Source organism: Novosphingobium sp. NPDC080210 (assembly GCF_050281025.1).
GTDB lineage: Bacteria > Pseudomonadota > Alphaproteobacteria > Sphingomonadales > Sphingomonadaceae > Novosphingobium.
The window spans coordinates 436,160-457,532 of the sequence record NZ_JBNNWL010000002.1 but is presented as its reverse complement, the minus strand read 5'-3'; the positions used below and the strand labels follow the sequence as shown (position 1 = coordinate 457,532).

Sequence of the window (21,373 nt, the reverse complement as noted above, 5' to 3'; positions counted from 1 at the left end):
GCAGCAACGCGCGCCCGTGGCAAGCACCGCCGCTGCAATCCGTGTGGATACGCGCTATTTCACCTGGCAAGCGATACCGGCGGACTTGAGCTGCGTGCACAGCGCCGTGGCGCTTGCCCGGTCGCCGGCCACGGCCTGCAAGCGATAGATCGTGCCAATGTCCGCCGTGCCCATCAGCACGCGGTGCGACACGCCCGACAGCGCGCCGTTGGATTGCGCGACCAGCCGGGTCCAGCCTGCTTCCGCCTGGGCCTTGGACGAATAGGCGCCGACCTGCACGCCCACCCCGCTGGGCGCGGCAGCGGCGCTGGGCGTGGCGCTGGGCGCGGCAGAGGGCTTGGCGCTGGCTGCAGGTTTCGGTTCCGGCGTGGGCGCTGCCGGAGCGGGCACCACTTCGCCGCCCGCCAGTTGCGGCGCGCTGCTTTGTCCGTCGAGGACGACGAAGGTCTGGTCGCCGGTCCCGGCGAACTGCTTGCCGCCAGGATCTTTCGGCGCTTCCTTGTAAGGTCCGGGCGGAGCGGGAACCAGGCTGCCGTCGGCCACCACTTCCTCGGTCGTGACGCGGTGCGTCGCCCACCAGACCCCGCCAACCACGCCGCCCAGCAGCACCAGGCCAAGCAGAGCCAGCTTGATCAACCCGCCGGTATTGGGGCGGTCGAAAGCGAAATCCTCGTCATCCGGGCTTTCCAGCCAGGGCAGGCGCTCGTCCTGACCGGCCAGGGCGAGCTGTTCCGTTTCCAGCGGCTCGTCAAACCCGTTGTTCCAAGCGTCGTTACCGTGCGTCCCCTCGGTTCCCGACATGGTTACATCTCCTCAACCGCCTCCACGCCCAGAATGGCGAGGCCGTTCTTCACAAGCTGCCCGATTTGCGCGGCAAGATAAAGCCTTGCGCCCGTCAGCCTGGCATCTTGTGCCACGATAAAACGCTTTTCCGGGCGGTCGTTGCCCAGATTCCAATAGGAATGGAAGGCACCGGCCAGGTCATAGAGGTAGAACGCGATACGGTGCGGTTCGCGCGCCGCTGCGGCGGCTTCGACCAGGCGCGGGAACTGCGCCGCCACCTTGATCAGGTCCAGCTCCTCCGGGCCGAGCAATTCAAGGTCGCAGTCGGCAGGGGCAAAGCCCTCCGCCGCGGCCTTGCGCAGGGTGGAGCGGATACGGGCATGAGCGTACTGGACGTAGAAGACCGGGTTGTCCTTCGACGCTTCGACCACCTTGTCGAAATCGAAGTCCATCTGCGCTTCGGGCTTGCGGGTCAGCATGGTGAAGCGGACCACATCCTTGCCCACCATTTCCACCACGTCGGCCAGCGTGACGAAATTGCCCGCGCGCTTCGACATCTTGAACGGCTGGCCGCCCTTGAGCAGCTGGACCATCTGGACCAGCTTGACCTCGAACGGCTTTTCCTTGCCCTCGCCCTGGGTCAGCGCGGCGACGGCGGCCTTGATCCGCTTGACCGTGCCAGCATGGTCCGCGCCCCAGATGTCGACCAGCGCGTCTGCCGTCTGCGCCTTCTGGAAGTGATAGGCCATGTCCGCGCCGAAATAGGTCCAGCTGCCGTCGCTCTTGCGGATCGGGCGGTCCTGATCGTCGCCAAAGCGGGTGGAGCGGAACAGCGGCAGTTCGACCGGCTCCCAGTCTTCCAGCTGCTTGCCCTTGGGCGCTTCCAGCTGGCCATCATAGACCAGGTCGTGGGCGCGCAGCCACTTCTCCGCCTCGGCCGGCTTGCCTGCGGCTTGCAGTTCCGCCTCGGACGAGAACAAGTCGTGCTGGATGCCGAGCAAGGCAAGATCGGCCTTGATTTCGGCCAGCATGGCGGCGACCGCGCGGGTGCGGAACAGGACCAGCCATTCGCTTTCCGGGGCGGCGGCGTATGTGCCGCCAAATTCAGCAGCCAGCGCCTGACCGACGGGCACGAGGTATTCGCCCGGATAGAGCCCTTCCGGGATCGCGCCCACCGCTTCGCCCAGCGCCTCGCGGTAACGCAGGTGAACGGAACGGGCGAGAACGTCGACCTGACCGCCCGCGTCGTTGACGTAATATTCGCGGATGACCTTGTGCCCGGCCCATTCCAGCAGGCTGGCCAGCGCATCGCCCACCACCGCGCCGCGGCAATGGCCCATGTGCATCGGGCCGGTCGGATTGGCCGAAACATATTCGACATTGACCACCGAACCGCCGCCCATGGCGGAACGGCCATAGTCCCCGGCAAGCTGGCCGATGGCGCGCAGTTCCGCCGTCCATGCCGCCGGATCGACGCGCAGGTTGATAAAGCCGGGACCGGCAATCTCTGCCGAGAGCACGCTGGGAACCTTGCTCAGTTCACCCACCAGCGCATCGGCCAGGGCGCGCGGATTGGTCCCGGCAGGCTTGGCCAGGACCATGGCAGCGTTGGTCGCCAGGTCACCGTGCGAGGGATCGCGCGGCGGCTCAACCGTGATCGCGGCGCGGTTCAGCCCGGCGGGCAGGGTTCCTGCCGCTTCCAGCGCATCCAGCGCGGCGGCGATGTGGCCGGAAAAAGCAGCGTAGAGAGTCTTGGCGTCGGTCATGAAAATGCTCTTGGATTGGGCCGCACGGGCCGCACAACAAACGCGCCCCTACCGCCTGGGCGGGGGCGCGGCAAGCAATGAGGGCACGCGCGCGGCGTGCCGGTTCATCGCGTGGCGTTGAAAGTCAGCTGTTCCTGGCTGAGCTGGAAGCCCACCATGACTTCGAAAGTGGCGCGGGCAACAGCCGCCTTCACGTCCGGCTGCGACAGCGGATCGACGGCGGCGTCCTCTTCCCCGGCGCGGCGCTTGCGGGTGATCCGCTCCCGGATTTCGGGCGGCAGAGTCGCTTCGGCCTTGTCGACATAGGCCGAACCCTGGCCGCTCGCCTGGGCGCGTTCCTGGCCCGGCGCGAACTGGATCGTCACCTGGCCGACGCGCTTGGTCACCACGGCGCGGCCACCGCGCAGGACGGTGACGAAATAGGGCACGGTTACCTGCCGCGCGCCTGCCGTGTCGGTGCGGCGGGCCAGCACGTCAAAGCTGACCTGGGTGTAAACCTTGTCGCCGCTTTCGTTGCACTGGCTGCGCACGTTGGTCATCGTCGCGACGACATCGACATTGGCAGCCGATTGGTCGCCCGGAGTGCGGAACAGCGTGATATCCCCGGTATAATCGGGGATGCCCACGGCGGGGCAGGCGCTGCGGAAGGCCTGGATGCCAACGCCCTGATCGACGACGATATCGCCCGAGGAGCGGCAACCGGCCAGCGCGGCGGCCACGGCAAGGGCGGAAATCAGGCGGAAACGAGCGGTCATCAGGACGTCCTTGGATCAGACTGTGGTCTTCGTGTGCATGCCCTAGCGGCGCGCGGAGCAAAGCGCTAGGGGGACGAACATGAACGCCCCCTTTCTATCCGGCGAAAAGCCGCCCCTGCGTCTGCTGCTGGCCGCCCCGCGCGGCTTCTGCGCCGGGGTCGACCGCGCGATCGACATCGTCGAACTGGCCCTGCAGCGCTATGGCGCGCCGGTCTATGTCCGGCACGAAATCGTGCACAACCGCTATGTCGTCGACAGCCTGAAGGCCAAGGGCGCGGTCTTTGTCGAGGAACTGGACGAAGTGCCCGATGGCGTGCCGGTGGTGTTCAGCGCCCACGGCGTGCCCAAGGCCGTGCCCGAAAAGGCCAGCGCACGGGGGCTGGACTGGCTCGACGCGACTTGCCCGCTCGTCTCCAAGGTCCACCGCCAGGCCGAACGCCAGATCGAGGCCGGGCGGCACATCCTGTTCATAGGACACAAGGGCCACCCCGAAGTGATCGGCACGCTGGGCCAGGTGCCGGAAGGGACCATCACCCTGATCGAGACGGTGGAAGACGTGGCCGCGCTGACTTTCCCGGACGGCGCGCCGCTCGCTTTCCTGACCCAGACCACGCTTTCGGTGGACGACACGGCCGAAGTGGTCGCCGCCCTGCGCGCCCGCTTTCCGCAGATCGTCGGGCCCAAGGCCGAGGACATCTGCTATGCCACCTCCAACCGGCAGGCCGCGGTCAAGACCATTGCCCCGCAGTGCCAGCTGGTGCTGGTGATCGGCGCGCCCAACAGCTCCAACTCGCTGCGGCTGGTCGAAGTGGCGCAGCGCTGCGGCGCGCGCGGCATGCTGATCCAGCGCGCCAGCGAAATCGCGCCGGAATGGCTGGACGGCGTCGAGGTGCTCGGCCTCACCGCCGGTGCCTCGGCCCCGGAAGAATTGATCCAGGAAGTGATCGCGCAGATTTCCACCCTGCGGGACGTGACCGTGGAACAGGTCGTCACGGCAGAGGAAAAGATGGTGTTCAAGCTGCCCCGGCAACTGGTGGACTGATGGCCGTCTATACCAATCTTGGCGCGGAAGACCTGGCGCAGCTGATCGCCGAATTCGACGTCGGCGAACTGACCAGTGCCAAGGGCATTGCCGAGGGCGTGTCCAATTCCAACTGGCTGATCGAAACTACCGGCAAGGACGGCGCGGGCGCGCGCTTCATCCTGACCATGTACGAATTCCGCATCGAGGTGGAGGACCTGCCCTTCTTCCTCTCGCTGCTCGATCACCTGGCCGCCAAGCATTGCCCGGTGCCGCGCACGATCCACGACCGCTCCGGCGCGCTCTACCGCATGGTCGGGGACAAGGCGGTTGCCTTGATCGAATTCCTGCCCGGCGTCTCGGTCAGCCACCCGACCCCGGCACAGGCCCGCTCGGTCGGCCGCGCCCTCGCGCAGTTGCACCTCGCCAGCGCGGACTTTGGCCAGTCGCGCGAGAACGCGATGGGCCTGTCCGAATCGCGCCGCCTGGCGGATAGCTGCGGGGCCGAGGGCATGGCCCAGATCGACCCTGCCCTGGCCGCCCTAGTGAAACGCGAATTGCCGCTGCTGGAACAGGCCTGGCCGCGTGACCTCCCCCGCTCGGTCATCCATGCCGACCTGTTCCCGGACAATGTCCTGATGCTGGGCGACCAGGTGACCGGCCTGATCGACTTCTACTTCGCTTGCACCGACCTGACCGCCTATGACGTCGCGGTGACCCACGCGGCCTGGTGCTTCGATGGCGAGGGGCGCAATTTCAGTCCGGCGATTTCGGCTGCCCTGCTGGAAGGTTACGAGAGCCTGCGCCCGCTGAACGATGTGGAGCGCGCCGCCCTTCCCGTTCTGGCCCGCGTCGCCGCGCTGCGCTTTACCATGAGCCGCGCCTATGACTGGCTCAACACCCCCGCCGACGCGCTGGTCGTGCGCAAAAGCCCGATGGCCTTTGCCCGGCGGCTGGAATTCTATGCCGATCCGGCCAATGCTGCGGTCTTCGCTCGCCCGTGAAGAAGGTTGAAGTCTTCACCGATGGCGCCTGCAAGGGCAACCCCGGCCCGGGCGGCTGGGGCGCGATCCTGCGCATGGGGCACCACGAAAAGGAACTGTCCGGCAACGAGGCGGAAACCACCAACAACCGCATGGAACTGACCGCCGTGATCCGCGCGCTCACCGCATTGAAGGAACCGTGCGAGGTCCACCTCCACACCGACAGCCGCTATGTGATCGACGGCATCACCGGCTGGATTTTCGGCTGGCAAAGGAACGGCTGGAAAACGGCGGCCAAGAAGCCGGTTCTGAATGCCGACCTGTGGCAGGAACTGCTTGCCGCCACCCGCCGCCACAAGATCGAATGGATCTGGGTGAAAGGCCACGACGGCCACCCCGAGAACGAGCGCGCCGACAAACTGGCCAGCGACGCGGCTGTGGCAGCGGCCTAGTCCTCAGACGGGTTAACCGAAAAATCCGTTCGTCTTGAGGTGCCTGTGAAGCCGCTGGCTGAACAGACGTCTCGAAGGACTGCCTTCAATCGCGATGGTTCGAGACGGCCCCTCAACCTCCGGTTTCGGCGCCTCCTCACCACGAACGGAAAGAAAGTCTGCTGCAGTCCTGCCTGCGACATAACTCAAGTTCCGCTCACCCTGAGCCTGTCGAAGGGCGGTCGGTGCCAATCCGGCTTCGACAAGCTCAGTCGGAGCGGGGTTTTAACCGGCGGCCTAGCGGAACCGCGCTGGCGAATAAGGCTCTGGATCAACCGTCCCGCGCGGTTCGTCCAGCAGCAGGCCCAGCGCCAGTTCCGCCGCTGCCGGTGCGGTTTGGATGCCGAAGCCGCCTTGTCCGGCGAACCAGAAGAAATCGCGCGCCGTGGGGTCGAAACCATAGACCGGCAGGCGGTCCGGCGCGAAAGTGCGCAGGCCCGCCCATTTGTGTTCCAGCGCGGCGATGGGCCAGTTCAGTACGACCTTGAACCGCTCGATGGCGAGCGCCACGTCCAGCTCTTCCGCAGCGACGTCGCAAGGCTGGCTGGGCGTTTCATCGTGCGGGCTGAGCCACAGCTTGCCGCCCTCCGGCTTGAAATAGAACGATCCGTCAAAGCCCAGCGTCAGCGGCAGGGTCGAAGGGACCGTGCGGTCCATCCGCAGCTGTGCGACCGTGCGGCGCAGCGGCTTCATGCCCAGCGGAGCCACGCCTGCCGCCTGCGCCACCAGATCGGCCCAGGCTCCGGCCGCATTGACCAGCACCCGCGCGTGCAAGGTGCGGCCATCGGCCAGTGCGATGGTCCAGCCGTCCGCGCCATGCCGCGCGCCGATCACGCGGGCACGGCACAGCAGTTCGGTGCCAAGTCGCTTGCCCTCTGCCAGCCACAGCTGGTGCAGGCCCGCCACGTCGATGTCGCAGCAATCCGGCTCGTAAGCGCCAAGCTGCCATTCGCTGCGCAGGCCGGGCAAGCGGCGCTCCAGCGCGGCGCGGCCCAGCGTTTCGACCCGCACGCCGAGCGCGGAAAACTCGCGCACGAACGCCGCCAGCCCTTCCGCCTCGTCCGTCCGCGCCAGGGTCAGCGCGCCGCGCTCGGTCAGCAGGCCATGCTGGTCCAGAAACGCGCGCGAGGCTGTCGTAAGCGGCTGGACCCTGGGCCCACCATAGCTTTCGGTCCAGAAGGCGGCGGAACGGCCCGTGGAATGATAGCCAGGGCGATCCTCCGCCTCGATCAGGGCCACCCGGCCATGCGGTGCTAGCCCTGCCGCCAGCGAGGCACCGGCGATCCCCGCGCCGACAATCGCAAAGTCGAACCGTTCGCTCACGCTGCCCCCATGGCTCCGGCGATGCGGTTCAGGAAGGTGTCGCAGGCTTGCAGCGCGCGGTCCCGGACGTGGTCTGCCTCGCGCAGGATCTCGTGATGCGCTTCCAGGCCAAAGTGGACCAGCTCGCAATCGCGCAGCCGCTCTGCCGCGCGGGCAATGGCCTTGAATCCCACCAGCGCGTCGTTGTCCGTCGCCAGGATCAGCACCGGCTTCTGGATCGCTTCGAGCAGCCCCGGCGTCGCCAGCAGCCGCATCGAGGCATAGGCACGTTCGACCCAGCCCCACGATCCCGGCCCCATCACCAGTTCGGGCCGCGCCTGCCGCCAGAACAGCTCGTCCGCATAACGCTCGGCATCATGGGTCAGCAGGTGGGCGCGGTCTTCCGGGGGCTGGCCGGGCTTCTCGCTCCATTTCCAGGCCGGACGGCGCGGATCGCCCAGCGCCTTCATCACCTTGGCCGCCTGGTGCATCAGCCCGTCGGGCAGTGGTCCGGCGGTAAAGCCCAGCATCGGCGCGCTAAGCAGCAGCCCATCGGGATCGACCTGCTGTTCGGCCAGGGCGCGCAGGACCAGGTGGCCGCCCATCGAATGCCCCGCCAGAACGTGCGGCCCCGGCGTTTCCGCCTTCCAGTGCTTCCACAGGGTGCCAAGGTCTTCGACCCAGGTGGCGAAATCGTCGATATGACCGGTCACCGCGTCGCGTCCCAGCCGGCCCGATCCGGCCTGCCCGCGCCAGTCCGAAGCCGTCACTTGCCAGCCCTGGGCGTGCCAGTGACTCAGGGTTTCGAGGTACTTCTCATAGAAATCGCCCCGTCCGGGCAGAAACAGGATCGACCCCCGGACGCCTTCCGGCGCGGGCCAGTCGATCCGGCGCACGGCATGGCCATCGCCAGTTAACCATCTGGATTCACGCGCAAGTTCCGGAATTGCGCGGCGATCGCAGGCTTGTCCCACTTGGCTAATACCGCCCTCCTGATGGTAGTTACTTTTTAGTAAGTCCTGACTTTTACATAGGCTCCTGAACAGGGGGCCATCAATGCCGGACGCGGATTTCCGTTATCTTTTGCTTGCAGCATTGGCAATTGCGCTGGTGACGGCTGCGGTTACCGACATTCGCCGCCGCCAGATCGACAACTGGCTGAACGCCAGCATCGCCCTTGCCGCTCCGCTGTTCTGGTGGGCCTCGGGCCTGTCGCTGTGGCCGGACGTGGCGATCCAGATCGGCATGATGCTGGTGGTCTTCTTCGGCCTGGCCCTGGTCTTCGCGCGCGGCGGCATGGGCGGCGGCGATGTGAAGCTGCTGGCGGCACTGGCCCTGTGGCTTCCGCCGATCCTCATGTTCTCCGTAATCTTCCTGACCTCGCTGGTAGGAGGTGCGATGTCGATGGTGGCAGGCGCACGCAACCTCAGCCTCGATGCGGGCGAGCGGGTGAAGCGCGCACTGGCCATGCTCGCCACTGGCCTGTGGGTCACCGGATCGGGCTATATCGCCTGGACCATGACTGGCGGTGCACCGCTCGCGCTGGGCGGCATCGTTCCGGGCGCGGTGCTGGGCGCAGCCATGATCCTGGCGCTGGTCCTGACCGGTGCCGGGACCGTGATCATCTCGCGCAATCAGAAGAGCCGCCTGCCGATTCCCTATGGCGTGGCGATCTCCGCTGGCGGGCTCTTCGTTCTCTTGACCCAGTTTATCCCGTCCGCGCAGGCCGCTTTCAGCGCCTCCGCGATCGGTTGACCGGATCTTAACCACTTTGCCCGAATAAACGCTGACGATTTCGGGATTTTCTAGGGGGCTAGCAAAGCCATGGATAAGAAGAAGCTGCTGCTGCTGATTGGCGCTCTGGTGATTGCGGTAGGAACCGCAATGGCCGCACGGAGCCTGCTGACCGGCGCAGGATCGCCGCAGGCGCAGGCTGCCCAGGTGCCCAAGGGCCCCAAGGTGCTGGTCGCCCAGCGCGGCCTTCCGGTGGGCACGATCATCACCGCCGATTCGGTCTCGTTCCAGCTGTGGCCCAAGGAAATGGTCCAGGACGCCTACTTCATCGACGGCGAAGCCGACATGAACAAGCTGCTGGGCACCGTGGTCCGCTATCCCATCACGGCTGGCCAGCCGGTCACCCAGGGCGCGCTGGTTGCGCCGGGCGACCGCGGCTTCCTGGCGGCGGCGCTTGGCCCCGGCATGCGCGCCGTGACGATCCCCGTTTCCGCCAAGACCGGCGTCGGCGGCTTCGTCTTCCCGGGTGACCATGTCGACCTGATGCTGACCCAGACCGTGACGGCAAAGGACGGCGGCAATGCCCTGAAGGCGACCGAGACGATCCTGCGCAACATCCGCGTCCTGGCCACCGACCAGTCGACCGAAACCACCGTGGAAGAAGGCAAGACCGTGGTTCGCGCCGTCCGCACCGTGACCATGGAAGTCACGCCCAAGATGGCCGAAAAGATCGCCGTGTCGCAAACCGTCGGCACGCTCAGCCTGGCGCTGCGCAGCCTGGCCGACAACCAGACCGACCTGGACCGCGCGATTGCCGACGGCACGGTCAAGGTGCCCACCGGTGCGACCAGGGAACAGGAAGAAAAGCTGCTCAGCCAGGCGATGAACCGCCCGATGGATGGTGGCACCACCTTTGTCACCGGCGGCGACGTGTCGCGCTTTCAGCGCCGCAACGCCCCCAATCCGGACATGACCCCCAAGCAGATGGCTGCAAACTTTGCACCTGCCCCGGCGCAGCAAATCAGCGGCCCCGTCCGCACCGTCCGCGCTGCCCCGACGGTCCGCGTGACCCGCGGCAAGACCACGACCGAAGAAGAAGTTGGGAAGTAATCCATGACCACGATCACACCCGACGCTTGCACGGCCGCGAAGAAAGGCAAACCGATGAATCGCCTCGCCATTACCCTGCTTGGTGCCGCCTGTGCGGTGGTGCCCTTCACCCTGGTCCCGGCCCAGCAGGCCGAAGCCCAGTCGGTCAGCCGCCCCGCCAACGACATTGTCCTGTCGATCGGGCGCGGCCAGCTGGTCACGGTCGGCGGCACCATGGCCGACGTCTTCGTGGCGGACGACAAGGTGGCCGACGTCCAGGTCAAGTCGAACCGCCAGCTCTATGTCTTCGGCAAGGCGGGCGGGGAAACCACCGTCTATGCCAGCAATGCCCAGGGCGACGTGATCTGGTCGGCCAATATCCGCGTCGGTTCGAACATCGACAGCGTGGACCAGATGATGCGCGTGGCCATGCCCGACGCCAAGATCACCGTCTCCACCGTTGGGACCAACACCTTCCTGCTGACCGGCACGGTCGCCGCACCTGAAGACGCCGCCGAGGCCCAGCGCCTGGTCTCCGCCTTCGTCGGCAAGGAAGCCAATGTCGTCACCCGCCTGAAGATGGCCACTCCGCTTCAGGTCAACTTGCACGTCAAGTTCGCCGAAGTCAGCCGCACCCTGGTGCGCGACATCGGCATGAACTGGACCACCGGGGACGGAACCGGCGGCTTCCAGTTCGGCATCGGCCAGGGCCGTTCCTTCTCCAGCACCTTCCGCCCCGGTTCGGTGACCGGCGTCGGCAACAAGCCGAAGCTTTCGATCCCGGATCCGAATGATCCAACGAAGTTCATCGAAGTGGATGGCACTTCGGTCAGCACCATCGGCGCGGGCACGACCCTGGCCGGTGCAGGCAAGTTGTTCGGCATGGACGTGCTGGGTGCGCTGGACCTGGGCGAGCAGGCCGGTCTGGTCACCACCCTGTCCGAACCGAACCTGACCGCGCTGTCCGGCGAAACGGCGGACTTCCTTGCGGGCGGTGAATACCCGATCCCGATCAGCCAGGGCCTGGGCACCACTTCGATCGAATACAAGCGCTTTGGTGTCAGCCTCAGCTATACGCCGACCGTCCTGTCGAATGGCCGCATTTCGATGCGCGTCCGACCGGAAGTGTCCGAACTGTCCAGCCAGGGCGCGATCACCGTCAATGGCTTCCAGGTTCCGGCCCTGACCGTCCGCCGCACCGAGACGACCATCGAACTCGGTTCGGGGCAATCGATGATGATTGCCGGGCTGATGAGCAACGGCGCGCAGAACACGCTGAAGAAGCTGCCCGGTGCGGGCGACCTGCCGATTGTCGGCGCGCTGTTCCGCTCGACCAGCTTCCGCAAGGGCGAAACCGAACTGGTGATCGTCGTCACGCCGTACCTGGTCCAGCCGGTCAACGCCAACGAGATCAAGCTGCCCACCGACGGCTACCAGAACCCGAACATCGCCCAGCAGATCTTCGGCAACATGGAAAGCAACGGCAAGTCGGGCGCGAGCCGCCCGATGCCCAGTGCCGCGCCGGATCAGAACGGCGCTCCGCCGCCGCGCATCGGCGAGCTGGACATTCCGGCGCCGGTACAGAACCCGCGCCCCGGCACGGGCGAAAAGTCCCAGACCAAAGGCAAGCGCCGGACCAAGACCGACGAAGCCGCCCCTGGCTTTGACCTGTAAGACGAGAGAGGACGAACATGCGTAACCCCGTTTCGAAAAAGGCCATCGCTTCGGCTCTCTCCGCCTCGCTGGTCCTGATCCTGGGCGGCTGCGGCGGCATGCCGATGAACAACCCCAGCCTCGACAGCGTCCACCAGCCGGTGGTCAGCCGCACCAATTACACGCTGGACATCACCACCGGACCCAGCGGCATTTCGATCCCCGAACAGCGCCGTCTGGCGGGCTGGTTCGAAGCGCTCGACCTGCGCTATGGCGACCGCATCACGCTGGACGACCCGATGCGCAGCGGCGCATCGCGCGCGGCCATCGAAGCCGTTGCCGGCCGCTATGGCCTGCTGGTGGGAGACGAGGCCCCGGTCACCCCGGGCGCGGTCGCCCCGGGCACGGTCCGCGTGGTCGTGACCCGCTCGACCGCTGCGGTCCCGGGCTGCCCGGACTGGTCAGCCAAGAGCGACGGCACCCTGCACAACGCCACCAGCACCAATTACGGCTGCGCCACCAATGCCAACATGGCGGCCATGGTCGCCGATCCGGAGCACTTGCTGAAGGGCGCATCGGGCCAGGGCGTCACCACGGTGATGAGCTCGACCAAGGCCATCGATTCCTATCGCGAAGCCCCGCCGACCGGCGAACAGGGCCTGTCGAAGAACTCCACCCAGTCAAACAGCGGGAATAAGTAATGAACGCTCCCTGGAAACCGGCCGCTTCCGGCAACCGCGACGCTTTCAGCGCCTTTCTCTGCGACGAGGCCGCACTCGACGTGCTGCGCCCGGTCGTCATCGAAATGGGCTGGCAGCCGGAAAAGTGCAACAAGGGCGGGCTGCGCAACGCGGTCCAGTCCCTGTCGATCACCGCCAGCCCGAACATCCTGATGGTCGACCTGTCGGAAAGCGGCGACCCGCTAAGCGACATCAACGCCCTGGCCGAGGTTTGCGAACCCGGCACGGTGGTGATTGCCGTGGGCCAGGTCAACGACGTGCGGCTGTACCGCGACCTGCTGGCCAGCGGGATCCACGATTACCTGCTGAAACCGCTGTCGCCCAGCCAGGTGCGCGATGCCCTGGTCAATGCCCAGGCGGTGTTCTCCGCGCCGAAGAGCCATGATCCCTCGGTGGCCAAGCGCCACATCTCGACCGCGGTGATCGGCACGCGCGGCGGGGTTGGCGCCTCGACGCTGGCCACTTCGCTCGCCTGGCTGTTCAGCGCTGACGAGAAGCTGCCGACGGCCCTGCTCGACCTTGACGTGCATTTCGGCACCGGCGCGCTGGCGCTCGACCTGGAACCGGGCCGCGGCCTGACCGACGCGATCGAGAACCCGGCCCGCATCGACGGCCTGTTCATCGAACGCGCCATGATCCGCGCCAACGACAACCTGGCGATCCTTTCGGCCGAAGCGCCGATGAGCGCGCCCCTGATGACCGACGGCGCCGCCTTCGTTCAGCTGGAGGAGGAATTCCGCCAGGCGTTCGAAATGACCGTGATCGACCTGCCGCGCAACATGCTGATCAATTTCCCGCACCTGCTGGCCGACGTGAACGTCGCGCTGATCGTGGCGGAAATGACCCTGGCATCGGCGCGCGACACGATCCGCATCCTGGCCTGGCTCAAGGCCAATGCCCCTCATGTCCAGCCGATCGTCGTGGCCAACAAGGTCCAGACCGGCGTGGGGGAAATCACGAAAGCCGATTTCGAAACCTCGATCGAGCGCAAGATCGCCTTCTCGATCCCCTATGACGTCAAGGCCGCCACCAATGCGGCCAAGCTGGGGCAGACCTTTGCCGATGCCAACCGCACGTCGAAGGCAGGTGTCGCGATGCGCGATGTCGCCAAGACCGTGATGGGGATCAGCGAGGGCGAAGACCTGGACGACAGCCCCAAGGCCAAGAAGTCGCTGCTCGGCAAGCTGGATCTCAAGTCCATGCTGTCGAAGAAGCCCAAGGACGCGAAGGCCCCGGCGGCGGCGCAGGCCTGAGCCATCGGCCCAATCTGGAAGAAGGTGTAGGCAGCGATGAACATGATCCAGCTCGGGCTGATCGTCGTGGGGCTGATGAGCTTCATGGTGCTGGGCTACATTGCCTTTTCCGGCCCATCTCCGGCCAAGGAAAGCGCGCGCCGGCTGCAATCGGTGCGCTATCGTCACTCGGAAAGCACGACCGACCGGGTCGAGGCCCAGCTCAAGAAAGCCGTCGCCGCGCGCAAGCCCAAGATGCACCGCATCGCCGGGTCGGAATCGCGGCTGGCGGCCCTGGCCCTGCGGCTCCACCGCACCGGCAAGCCGTGGACCTTGTCGCAGTACTTCTATGCGTCGGCAGGGGTCGGCTTGACTGTTGCGCTGATGGTCTTCCTCAAGACCCGAAGCCTGCCGCTCTCGCTCGGCCTCGGCCTGCTGGTCGGCGCAGGCCTGCCGCACATGGTGGTCGGGCATTTCATCAAGCGCCGCACCAACCAATTCACCGCCAAGTTCCCCGATGCAATCGAACTGCTGGTGCGCGGCCTGCGCTCCGGTCTGCCGGTGACGGAAACCCTGGGCATCGTCTCCAGCGAAGTTCCCGGCCCGGTGGGCGAGGAATTCAAGCTGGTGACCGAACGCATCAAGATCGGCAAGACCATGGAGGATGCCCTTCAGGACACGGCCGACCGCCTCAACACGGCGGAGTTCAGCTTCTTCTGCATCACCCTGGCGATCCAGCGCGAGACGGGCGGCAACCTGGCCGAAACGCTCTCCAACCTGGCCGACGTGCTGCGCAAGCGCGCCCAGATGAAGCTGAAGATCAAGGCGATGAGCTCTGAATCCAAGGCCTCGGCCTATATCGTCGGTGCACTGCCCTTCATCGTCTTCTCGATGATCTTCTGGATCAATCCGGACTACCTGGGCGGGTTCTTCACCGACGACCGCCTGATCGTGGTCGGCCTGGGCGGCCTGACCTGGATGAGCATCGGCGGGTTTATCATGGCCAAGATGGTCAGCTTCGAAATCTGAGCGGGAAGGAAACAGGACCATGATGAACAGCCCGCCCGGACCCACCCTGCTTGGCTTTGACGTGCTGTGGATCGGCTCGATCCTGGCCGGCCTTGCCGCCATGGCCGTGCTATTCGCGATCTATACCGCCGTCACGATCCGCGACCCGATGCAGAAGCGGGTCAAGGCGCTGAACGAGCGCCGCGACGAACTGAAGAGCGGCATCCTGACCCAGTCCGCCCGCAAGCGCGCCAGCCTGGTCCGCAAGACTGAAACCACCGACTGGATGAGGGAAGCGCTGAACAAGCTGAACGTGCTTCAGCAGAGCCAGCTTGAAGTCATCCAGCAAAAGCTGTTCCAGGCCGGTATCCGGCGCAAGGAACTGGGCATCGTGGTGATCTTCGCCCGCATGGTGCTGCCCATCGTGCTGGGCGGGACCACGGCCTTCCTGGTCTATGGCATCAACTATTTCCCGGAATGGGGTTCGTTCAAGAAGCTGATGGCCTTCGCCGCAGCCCTGGGCATCGGCTACAAGGGTCCGGAAATCTACATCGGCAATATCATCACCAAGCGCACCGATGCGATCCGCAAGGGCCTGCCCGATGCGCTCGACCTGCTGGTGATCTGCGCCGAAGCCGGTCTGACCGTGGACGCCGCGTTCAATCGCGTCGCCCGGGAACTCGGTCGCGCCTATCCCGAACTGGGTGACGAATTCGCCCTGACCGCCATCGAGTTGTCGTTCCTAAGCGAACGGCGCCAGGCCTTTGAAAACCTGGCCTACCGCGTCAACCTGGAAGCGGTGAAAGGCGTGACCACCACCATGGTCCAGACCGAACGCTATGGTACGCCGCTGGCCTCTGCCCTGCGCGTGCTCTCCGCCGAATTCCGCAACGAGCGCATGATGCGCGCCGAGGAAAAGGCCGCACGCCTGCCCGCGATCATGACCGTGCCGCTGATCCTGTTCATTCTGCCGGTGCTGTTCGTCGTGATCCTTGGGCCTGCAGCCTGCTCCATCGCCGACGCCTTTGCCGACGGCGGCCCGGCCAAGGGCGGCGGCTGACCCTTCCGCCAGGACCAAAGAAATCGGGCCGGACCTTGCACCAAGGTCCGGCCCGATTGCTTTGCCGGTCAGGCGAGATCAGGGCCGCGAAACGGTCTGCTCGATCGCGCCGAAGATCGTGTGGCCGTGGTCGTCGCGCATTTCGATCCGCACCTTGTCGCCATAGCGCAGGAAGGGCGTGCTGGCCGCCCCGGTGGCGATGGTCTCGACCATGCGCTGCTCGGCAATGCAGGAATAACCGCGCCCGCCCTGGCTGCACGGACGGCCCGGCGAGCCATCGGGATCGCGGTTGGACACGGTGCCCGAACCGATGATCGAACCAGCCCCGATCCGCCGCGTCTTGGCCAGGTGGGCGATCAGGGTGCCGAAATCGAAGGTGCATTCCTCGCCCGCCTCGGCGCGCCCGAAGGGCTGGTCGTTGAGGTCCACCGCCAGAACCCCGTTCAGCCGCCCGCCCGACCATGCCGCACCCAGGGCGTCGGGCGTGGCAAAGACCGGCGAAAAATGGGTGGCGGGCTTCGACTGGACAAAGCCAAAGCCCTTGGCCAGTTCGCCGGGAATAAGGTTGCGCAGCGACACGTCGTTGACCAGGCCGATCAGCCGGACATGGCTCAGCGCCTCCTCAGGCGTAACGCCCTGGGGAACGTCGCCGGTCACGACGCAGATTTCCGCTTCCATGTCGCAGCCCCAGGCCTCGTCGGCCAGGGTGATCGGCTCGCGCGCGCCGCGCAGGTCGTCGCTGCCGCCCTGATACATCAGCGGATCGTGCCAGAAGCTGTCCGGCAGTTCCGCGCCGCGCGCCTGACGGACCAGTTCGACGTGATTGACATAGGCCGAGCCGTCCGCCCACTGGAACGCGCGCGGCAGGGGCGCGGTGACTTCGCGTTCGTGGAAGCGTTCGCGCGGGATTGCGCCGTGTTCCAGCTCGGTCGCCAGCGCGCGCAGCACTGGCTCGTGCCGGTCCCAGTCGTCCAGCGCGGCTTGCAGCGTCGGGACGAGGTGGTCCGCCGGCGCGTACCAGGCCAGATCATGCGAGACGACGACCAGGCGGCCATCGCGGCCATGGGGCAGAGAGGCTAGCTTCACGGGTTCTTTCCTTCTTCCAGAGCCTGGGCGCTCTCGCCGATCCGGGCGAGCAGCGATACGAATTGCTGGCGCTCCGCCGCGCTGAGCGGGGCGAGCAGGCGCGCCTCCATCTCCAGCGCGTGGGGCATGATCTTGCCGTGCATGTCCTTGCCTGCGGCGGTCAGCTCCAGATGGTGCGAGCGTCCGTCGCGCGCATTGGGGCTGCGCTGGACCAGGCCGCGCTCCTCCAGCACCTTGCAGGCGCGGTTGACGGCGACCTTGTCCATCCGCGTGGCATGGACCAGGTCGCGCTGGGTCCGCGCGCCGGAATCCCCCAGCACGGCCATGACCCGCCATTCCGGGATCTTCAGGCCATAGGTGCTGCGGTATTCCACCGCGATCAGGTCAGCCACGGCATTGGTGGTGACCGACATCAGATAGGGCACGAAATCGCCAAGGCGGCTTTGGTTCGGCATTGAACTGGTTCCTGTTGCAACCAGTTTGCTAAGGGCAACCGCGCCCTAGCGCAATGGTTGAGGTCAGTTTTTCACGGCTTCCGGCGCGGCGGCGGCAAAGGCGGGCAAGGCGCGCAGGGCTTCGTCGATACGCACCAGCCGGGGATAGGCGCCCAGCGGCACTTCGAAGCGGCGGGCATTGGCCATCTGCGGCACCAGGCACAGGTCCGACAGGTCGGGCTGCGCCCCGCCGAACAGACCGGATTCCGGGGCCTGGGCCTCCAGTGTCGCAAAGCCCAAGGAGATCCAGTGGCGGTTCCATTCCACGGCCTGGTCCTGCGATGCGCCGAACTGGCTTTTCAGGCGGTTCATCACCCGCAGGTTCTGGATCGGGTGCGTATCGGCCGCAATCACCAGCGCCCGCCCCAGGGCGGCCGCGCGCAGAGCCGGATCGGCTGGCAGCAAGCGCGGTTCGGGCCGGGTCTGGTCCAGATAGTCGATGATCGCCAGGCTTTGGGTCAGCAGGTTCCCGTCGATCTCCAGCGCGGGGATCAGGCCCTGCGGATTGCGCCCGGTATAGTCCGCCCCGCCCTGCTCGCCCTTCGACAGGTCAACCGGGACCGCGCGGTAAGCAATGCCTTTGAGGTTCAGCGCAATGCGCACGCGGTAGGCAGCCGAAGAGCGCCAGTAATCGTAAAGGACGACTTCCCCGCTCATCCCAGCACCCTGCCCGCAACCGCGTGAAGCCGGGCCATCAGCGCGGGATCGCGCTTGTCCGGTGCGGTCATGATCGCGTTGTCCAGCGCCCTGTCGATCGGGCTGGCGGCGCGCTCGCCGGGCAGCTGCCGCGCGAATTGGCGCAGGACCTGGCGGGCAAGCTGGGTGTTGCGCGCCATCACCCGCAACACGTCCGCCGCATCCACGCCCTCTTCGGCTTCGCGCCAACTGTCGTAATCGGTCACCATGCCGAGCAGGGCATAGGGCAATTCGGCCTCGCGGGCGAGCCGCGCTTCGGGCAGGGCCGTCATGCCGATCACGTCCGCGCCCCACGACTGGTAGAGCCTGCTTTCCGCGCGGGTGGAGAACTGCGGCCCTTCGATGGCGATGTAGCAGCCGCGCGGATGCACTGTCGCGCCCTCTGCCTGCACCGCCTGGGCCAGCGCGGCGGAGAGGCGCGGGCAGACCGGATCGGCCAGGCTGACATGGGCCACCAGGCCGGGGCCGAAGAACGAACTCTCGCGCGAAGTGGTACGGTCGATGAACTGGTCCACTGCCACGAAATGACCCGGCGCCATGTCCCCGTTGAGCGAACCGATCGCGGACAGGGCAATCACGTCGGTCACGCCGCAGCGCTTCAGCACGTCGATATTGGCGCGGTAATTCACATGGCTGGGCGGGATTGCGTGACCGGCTCCGTGGCGCGGCAGGAAGGTAAACCGCACGCCTTCCAGCGTTCCCGTCGTCACCGCGCCGGAGGGCGGGCCGAACGGGCTGGAAACTTCGATCTCTTGCGCATTGTCGATTCCGATCCCCGCCGCCAGGCCGGAACCGCCGATCACGCCAATATGCCAGGTCTCGCGCATTGCCTCGCTCATCGCGTAGCGAGGATACCGCTCATGATGAAGTCGATGCAATGCTCGCGGTAACGGTCGCGCAGTTCCTCGGTCAGGGTGTCGGTGTCATAGCAATGCTTGAGCACCAGGCGTGACGAGAAGAACCGGTCCGCCGCCCCGGTCGTGGTGAAGTAGAACAGCTGCGGATCGACGTTGCGGAACACCCCCTGGCGCACCCCGTCTTCGATCAGCTTGTCATAGGCGCGGCTGAGCGGGCTGAGGTAGGAATCGGCAATCCGGTGCGCTTCATCGTCGTCGCTTTCGCGCACCAGCCGCATCAGCAGGCGGTTGAGATAGGGCGTCTTGAAATAGGTATCGACCACCGCGCCGATGTGGCGGCGCAGCCGTGCCTCTGGCGGCATGTCCTTGGCCATCAGGGCATCGACCGCCTGGACGATCCCGGCCATGTCGCGGTCCAGCAGCGCCTTCATCAGGCCCGCCTTATTTCCGAAATAATATTTGACCAAAGCCGAGTTCAGGCCGGACCGCAGCGACAGTTCGGAAAGGGAGATATCGACGATATCCCCTTCCCGCATAATGTCCGACGCAGTCTGCAACAGCAGCTCGCGGGCTCCGGCGGGGACGTCCCCCTCCTGCTTGGCGCTCTCGGTCATTCGTACGGCGGCTCCTCGCCCCACCATGGGTAAAAGTCGGGCATATCGCTTGAAACCCGTAGCGGAAAGGAGGGCGGGCGCTTCTCAAGGAAGCTTTGCACACCTTCCTTCGCATCGGCACCCTTGGACAGGCGATAGATCGCGCGGCTGTCCACCTTGTGCGCCGCCATCGGGTGATCGCCCGATGGCACCCGCCACAGCATCGCGCGGGTCATGGCGACCGAGACGGCCGAGGTGTTGTCGGCAATTTCGCGGGCCAGGCCGCGCGCCGCGTCGATCAGTTCGCCCTGCGGATGGACCGAGCGGACCAGCCCGCCCTTCAGCGCTTCTTCCGCGCCGAAGATACGGCCCGTCATGCACCATTCCAGCGCCTGGTTGATCCCGACGATCTTGGGCAGGAACCAGCTGGAGCAAGCTTCCGGCACGATCCCGCGACGGGCAAAGACAAAGCCGTAGCGGGCGTTTTCGCTGGCCAGGCGGATGTCCATCGGCAGCTGCATGGTCACGCCCACGCCCACTGCCGCACCATTGCAGGCGGAAATCAGCGGCTTCTTCGACTGATAAAGGCGCAGTGTCAGCAGGCCGCCGCCATCGCGCACGCGCTCGTCCGACAGGTCGGTCACCGCTTCGCCGCTGGCAAAGACCGCGCGGCCATCGTCAGGCGTCAGGTCGGCCCCGGCGCAGAAGGCGCGCTCGCCAGCCCCGGTAAAGATCACCGCGCGGACGCTGTCATCCGCATCGGTGCGCTCCATCGCGTCGTTGATCTCGCCCATCATCGTCCCGGTGAAGGCGTTCATCTTCTCCGGGCGGTTGAGAGTCAGCGTGGCGATCCCCTCGCTGATGTGAAGATCGATCTGCGAATAGCCCATGCCAACTCTCTCCGTGTGTATTTATCTATTTGTGTACTCAGCAAGTTTGTGCCGGATTCCGGCCTTGGGTGGAGCGAGAATGGTTACTTCCGAGAACCGGAGCGAAGCGACCTTGCGGGTCGTGAGCACCGGAAGCGCAGGAGGTGGCCATTCGCAGCCCGCCCAGGGCCGGAAGGCGGTACAAACTTAGCGGGGCGCCATGCGGATGCCGCCGTCCAGACGCACGTCCTCGCCGTTGAAGTAGCCGTTCTCGATCATGCACATGGCGAGGTTGGCGTACTCGACCGGGTTGCCGAGACGCTTGGGGTTGAGCACCGAAGCGCCCAGCGCATCGCGCACGTTCTGCGGCGCACCGGCGAGCAACGGGGTGTCGAAAATGCCCGGCAGGATGGTGTTGACGCGGATCTTTTCGCTCGCCAGGTCGCGAGCGATCGGCAGGGTCATGCCCACCACGCCGCCCTTCGACGCGGAATAGGCAGCCTGGCCCATCTGGCCGTCTTCAGCCGCGACCGAAGCGGTGTTGACGATGGCGCCGCGGTCTCCGTCAGCCTGCGGTTCCAGCGTCATCATGCCGGCAGCCGACTTGGCGATGCAGCGGAAGGTGCCGACCAGGTTGATCTGGATGATCCAGTTGAACGCGTCGAGCGGGAAGTGCTTGATCGAGCCGTCTTCCTTGCTGCGGCTGGCGGTCTTGATCGCATTGCCGGTGCCGGCGCAGTTGACCAGGATACGCTCTTGCCCATGGGCTTCGCGGGCCTTGGCGAAAGCGGCATCGACCGAGGCATCGTCGGTGACGTTGCATTCGCAGAATACGCCGCCGATTTCCTTGGCCATGGCTTCGCCCTTTTCGGCCTGAAGGTCGAAGATGGCGACCTTGACGCCCTTGGCAGCCAGCGCGCGGGCCGTAGCCGCACCCAGGCCCGAAGCGCCGCCGGTAACGACTGCGGCAACCGTGTTGTCGAGAATCATGTCTATTGCTCCCTCTGTTCCGCCCGGTCCTTCGAGACGCCTCTGCCTGCGGCTTCGGCTCCTCAGGACGAACGGCTGGTGTAACATCCATCCCCCCGGCAGCCCGGGAGGATGCACTTTCTATCCTTGCTCACATCCCCGTTCGTCCTGAGGAGGTGAGGACTTGGGCCC

22 protein-coding genes are annotated in these 21,373 nt (G+C 66.0%); 10 read left to right on the top strand and 12 right to left on the bottom strand.

From position 1 onward, the window contains the following. Positions 1 to 54: 54 nt before the first annotated feature. The 3 genes from ACQKOE_RS08320 to ACQKOE_RS08310 form a co-directional block, all read right to left on the bottom strand. The gene (locus ACQKOE_RS08320) at positions 55 to 801 is read right to left on the bottom strand and encodes an SPOR domain-containing protein (protein WP_374589514.1); all 747 of its coding nucleotides are present in this window, start codon (positions 799 to 801) and stop codon (positions 55 to 57) included. A 2-nt stretch (positions 802 to 803) separates the two neighbouring features. After that, positions 804 to 2,549, bottom strand: coding sequence for an arginine--tRNA ligase (gene argS, locus ACQKOE_RS08315; protein WP_427512369.1), 1,746 nt, complete (start codon positions 2,547 to 2,549; stop codon positions 804 to 806). Between the two features lie 104 nt (positions 2,550 to 2,653). Then, entirely contained in the window at positions 2,654 to 3,304 is a 651-nt protein-coding gene (locus ACQKOE_RS08310; RefSeq protein ID WP_427512368.1) for a hypothetical protein, read from the bottom strand. A gap of 79 nt (positions 3,305 to 3,383) precedes the next feature. Between ACQKOE_RS08310 and ispH the strand changes: the two genes are divergently transcribed. From ispH to rnhA, 3 genes are read left to right on the top strand one after another with little or no spacing between them, the layout of a single operon-like run. Beyond that, the gene (gene ispH, locus ACQKOE_RS08305; RefSeq protein WP_374589511.1) at positions 3,384 to 4,346 is read left to right on the top strand and encodes a 4-hydroxy-3-methylbut-2-enyl diphosphate reductase; all 963 of its coding nucleotides are present in this window, start codon (positions 3,384 to 3,386) and stop codon (positions 4,344 to 4,346) included. After that, positions 4,346 to 5,329, top strand: coding sequence for a homoserine kinase (gene thrB / locus ACQKOE_RS08300; RefSeq protein ID WP_427512367.1), 984 nt, complete (start codon positions 4,346 to 4,348; stop codon positions 5,327 to 5,329). The genes ispH and thrB overlap by 1 nt, the downstream gene beginning before the upstream one ends. After that, positions 5,326 to 5,760, top strand: coding sequence for a ribonuclease HI (rnhA, locus tag ACQKOE_RS08295; protein WP_427512366.1), 435 nt, complete (start codon positions 5,326 to 5,328; stop codon positions 5,758 to 5,760). Before thrB ends, rnhA begins: the two co-directional genes overlap by 4 nt. Positions 5,761 to 6,036: 276 nt before the next feature. Here rnhA and ACQKOE_RS08290 read toward each other — a convergent pair whose 3' ends face one another. Both ACQKOE_RS08290 and ACQKOE_RS08285 read right to left on the bottom strand, forming a co-directional pair. Beyond that, complete coding sequence (locus tag ACQKOE_RS08290; RefSeq protein ID WP_427512365.1) at positions 6,037 to 7,122, bottom strand: NAD(P)/FAD-dependent oxidoreductase; 1,086 nt, start codon at positions 7,120 to 7,122, stop codon at positions 6,037 to 6,039. After that, on the bottom strand, positions 7,119 to 8,075 hold the full coding sequence (locus ACQKOE_RS08285; RefSeq protein ID WP_427512364.1) for an alpha/beta fold hydrolase: 957 nt from the start codon (positions 8,073 to 8,075) through the stop codon (positions 7,119 to 7,121). The genes ACQKOE_RS08290 and ACQKOE_RS08285 overlap by 4 nt, the downstream gene beginning before the upstream one ends. Positions 8,076 to 8,157: 82 nt before the next feature. Here ACQKOE_RS08285 and ACQKOE_RS08280 point away from each other — a divergent pair, with 82 nt between their 5' ends. The 7 genes from ACQKOE_RS08280 to ACQKOE_RS08250 all read left to right on the top strand — a co-directional run bounded on the left by ACQKOE_RS08280 (position 8,158) and on the right by ACQKOE_RS08250 (position 15,617). Further along, entirely contained in the window at positions 8,158 to 8,856 is a 699-nt protein-coding gene (locus ACQKOE_RS08280) for a prepilin peptidase (RefSeq protein ID WP_427512363.1), read from the top strand. Between the two features lie 69 nt (positions 8,857 to 8,925). Next, entirely contained in the window at positions 8,926 to 9,945 is a 1,020-nt protein-coding gene (gene cpaB, locus ACQKOE_RS08275; protein ID WP_427512362.1) for a Flp pilus assembly protein CpaB, read from the top strand. A gap of 3 nt (positions 9,946 to 9,948) precedes the next feature. Beyond that, positions 9,949 to 11,598, top strand: a complete 1,650-nt coding sequence (locus ACQKOE_RS08270) for a type II and III secretion system protein family protein (protein ID WP_427512361.1) — start codon at positions 9,949 to 9,951, stop codon at positions 11,596 to 11,598. Between the two features lie 17 nt (positions 11,599 to 11,615). Further along, positions 11,616 to 12,278 (top strand): CpaD family pilus assembly protein, encoded by a 663-nt coding sequence (locus tag ACQKOE_RS08265; protein WP_427512360.1) that lies wholly within the window; start codon positions 11,616 to 11,618, stop codon positions 12,276 to 12,278. Next, positions 12,278 to 13,570 (top strand): pilus assembly protein CpaE, encoded by a 1,293-nt coding sequence (locus ACQKOE_RS08260; RefSeq protein ID WP_427512359.1) that lies wholly within the window; start codon positions 12,278 to 12,280, stop codon positions 13,568 to 13,570. Before ACQKOE_RS08265 ends, ACQKOE_RS08260 begins: the two co-directional genes overlap by 1 nt. A gap of 36 nt (positions 13,571 to 13,606) precedes the next feature. Then, positions 13,607 to 14,578, top strand: coding sequence for a type II secretion system F family protein (locus ACQKOE_RS08255; protein WP_427512358.1), 972 nt, complete (start codon positions 13,607 to 13,609; stop codon positions 14,576 to 14,578). A gap of 19 nt (positions 14,579 to 14,597) precedes the next feature. Beyond that, positions 14,598 to 15,617: a type II secretion system F family protein gene (locus ACQKOE_RS08250; RefSeq protein ID WP_427512357.1), complete on the top strand. Its 1,020-nt coding sequence runs from the start codon at positions 14,598 to 14,600 to the stop codon at positions 15,615 to 15,617. A 78-nt stretch (positions 15,618 to 15,695) separates the two neighbouring features. Here ACQKOE_RS08250 and ACQKOE_RS08245 read toward each other — a convergent pair whose 3' ends face one another. The 7 genes from ACQKOE_RS08245 to ACQKOE_RS08215 all read right to left on the bottom strand — a co-directional run bounded on the left by ACQKOE_RS08245 (position 15,696) and on the right by ACQKOE_RS08215 (position 21,202). Continuing rightward, positions 15,696 to 16,703: a fumarylacetoacetate hydrolase family protein gene (locus ACQKOE_RS08245; protein ID WP_427512356.1), complete on the bottom strand. Its 1,008-nt coding sequence runs from the start codon at positions 16,701 to 16,703 to the stop codon at positions 15,696 to 15,698. Further along, on the bottom strand, positions 16,700 to 17,158 hold the full coding sequence (locus tag ACQKOE_RS08240) for a MarR family winged helix-turn-helix transcriptional regulator (RefSeq protein ID WP_374589498.1): 459 nt from the start codon (positions 17,156 to 17,158) through the stop codon (positions 16,700 to 16,702). The genes ACQKOE_RS08245 and ACQKOE_RS08240 overlap by 4 nt, the downstream gene beginning before the upstream one ends. A 63-nt stretch (positions 17,159 to 17,221) precedes the next feature. Next, positions 17,222 to 17,854 carry a maleylacetoacetate isomerase gene (gene maiA / locus ACQKOE_RS08235; RefSeq protein WP_427512355.1) on the bottom strand — a complete coding sequence of 211 codons (633 nt, stop codon included), beginning with the start codon at positions 17,852 to 17,854 and terminating at the stop codon, positions 17,222 to 17,224. After that, complete coding sequence (gene mtnP / locus ACQKOE_RS08230; protein ID WP_427512354.1) at positions 17,851 to 18,732, bottom strand: S-methyl-5'-thioadenosine phosphorylase; 882 nt, start codon at positions 18,730 to 18,732, stop codon at positions 17,851 to 17,853. Before mtnP ends, maiA begins: the two co-directional genes overlap by 4 nt. Beyond that, complete coding sequence (locus ACQKOE_RS08225) at positions 18,729 to 19,364, bottom strand: TetR family transcriptional regulator (RefSeq protein ID WP_427512353.1); 636 nt, start codon at positions 19,362 to 19,364, stop codon at positions 18,729 to 18,731. Before ACQKOE_RS08225 ends, mtnP begins: the two co-directional genes overlap by 4 nt. Continuing rightward, on the bottom strand, positions 19,361 to 20,233 hold the full coding sequence (locus ACQKOE_RS08220; protein WP_427512352.1) for a crotonase/enoyl-CoA hydratase family protein: 873 nt from the start codon (positions 20,231 to 20,233) through the stop codon (positions 19,361 to 19,363). Before ACQKOE_RS08220 ends, ACQKOE_RS08225 begins: the two co-directional genes overlap by 4 nt. 186 nt (positions 20,234 to 20,419) lie before the next feature. Further along, complete coding sequence (locus ACQKOE_RS08215; protein WP_374589493.1) at positions 20,420 to 21,202, bottom strand: SDR family NAD(P)-dependent oxidoreductase; 783 nt, start codon at positions 21,200 to 21,202, stop codon at positions 20,420 to 20,422. Positions 21,203 to 21,373: the final 171 nt, after the last annotated feature.

Bases quoted from the DNA above. Each gene is read 5' to 3' on its own strand.
- ACQKOE_RS08270 (WP_427512361.1), top strand. From the start codon at position 9,949: ATGACCACGATCACACCCGACGCTTGCACGGCCGCGAAGAAAGGCAAA.
- thrB (WP_427512367.1), top strand. From the start codon at position 4,346: ATGGCCGTCTATACCAATCTTGGCGCGGAAGACCTGGCGCAGCTGATC.
- ACQKOE_RS08250 (WP_427512357.1), top strand. From the start codon at position 14,598: ATGATGAACAGCCCGCCCGGACCCACCCTGCTTGGCTTTGACGTGCTG.
- ACQKOE_RS08260 (WP_427512359.1), top strand. From the start codon at position 12,278: ATGAACGCTCCCTGGAAACCGGCCGCTTCCGGCAACCGCGACGCTTTC.
- ispH (WP_374589511.1), top strand. From the start codon at position 3,384: ATGAACGCCCCCTTTCTATCCGGCGAAAAGCCGCCCCTGCGTCTGCTG.
- ACQKOE_RS08240 (WP_374589498.1), bottom strand. From the start codon at position 17,158: ATGCCGAACCAAAGCCGCCTTGGCGATTTCGTGCCCTATCTGATGTCG.
- ACQKOE_RS08225 (WP_427512353.1), bottom strand. From the start codon at position 19,364: ATGACCGAGAGCGCCAAGCAGGAGGGGGACGTCCCCGCCGGAGCCCGC.
- mtnP (WP_427512354.1), bottom strand. From the start codon at position 18,732: ATGAGCGAGGCAATGCGCGAGACCTGGCATATTGGCGTGATCGGCGGT.
- cpaB (WP_427512362.1), top strand. From the start codon at position 8,926: ATGGATAAGAAGAAGCTGCTGCTGCTGATTGGCGCTCTGGTGATTGCG.
- ACQKOE_RS08220 (WP_427512352.1), bottom strand. From the start codon at position 20,233: ATGGGCTATTCGCAGATCGATCTTCACATCAGCGAGGGGATCGCCACG.
- ACQKOE_RS08255 (WP_427512358.1), top strand. From the start codon at position 13,607: ATGAACATGATCCAGCTCGGGCTGATCGTCGTGGGGCTGATGAGCTTC.
- ACQKOE_RS08320 (WP_374589514.1), bottom strand. From the start codon at position 801: ATGTCGGGAACCGAGGGGACGCACGGTAACGACGCTTGGAACAACGGG.
- ACQKOE_RS08265 (WP_427512360.1), top strand. From the start codon at position 11,616: ATGCGTAACCCCGTTTCGAAAAAGGCCATCGCTTCGGCTCTCTCCGCC.
- ACQKOE_RS08310 (WP_427512368.1), bottom strand. From the start codon at position 3,304: ATGACCGCTCGTTTCCGCCTGATTTCCGCCCTTGCCGTGGCCGCCGCG.
- ACQKOE_RS08215 (WP_374589493.1), bottom strand. From the start codon at position 21,202: ATGATTCTCGACAACACGGTTGCCGCAGTCGTTACCGGCGGCGCTTCG.
- ACQKOE_RS08280 (WP_427512363.1), top strand. From the start codon at position 8,158: ATGCCGGACGCGGATTTCCGTTATCTTTTGCTTGCAGCATTGGCAATT.
- argS (WP_427512369.1), bottom strand. From the start codon at position 2,549: ATGACCGACGCCAAGACTCTCTACGCTGCTTTTTCCGGCCACATCGCC.
- maiA (WP_427512355.1), bottom strand. From the start codon at position 17,854: ATGAGCGGGGAAGTCGTCCTTTACGATTACTGGCGCTCTTCGGCTGCC.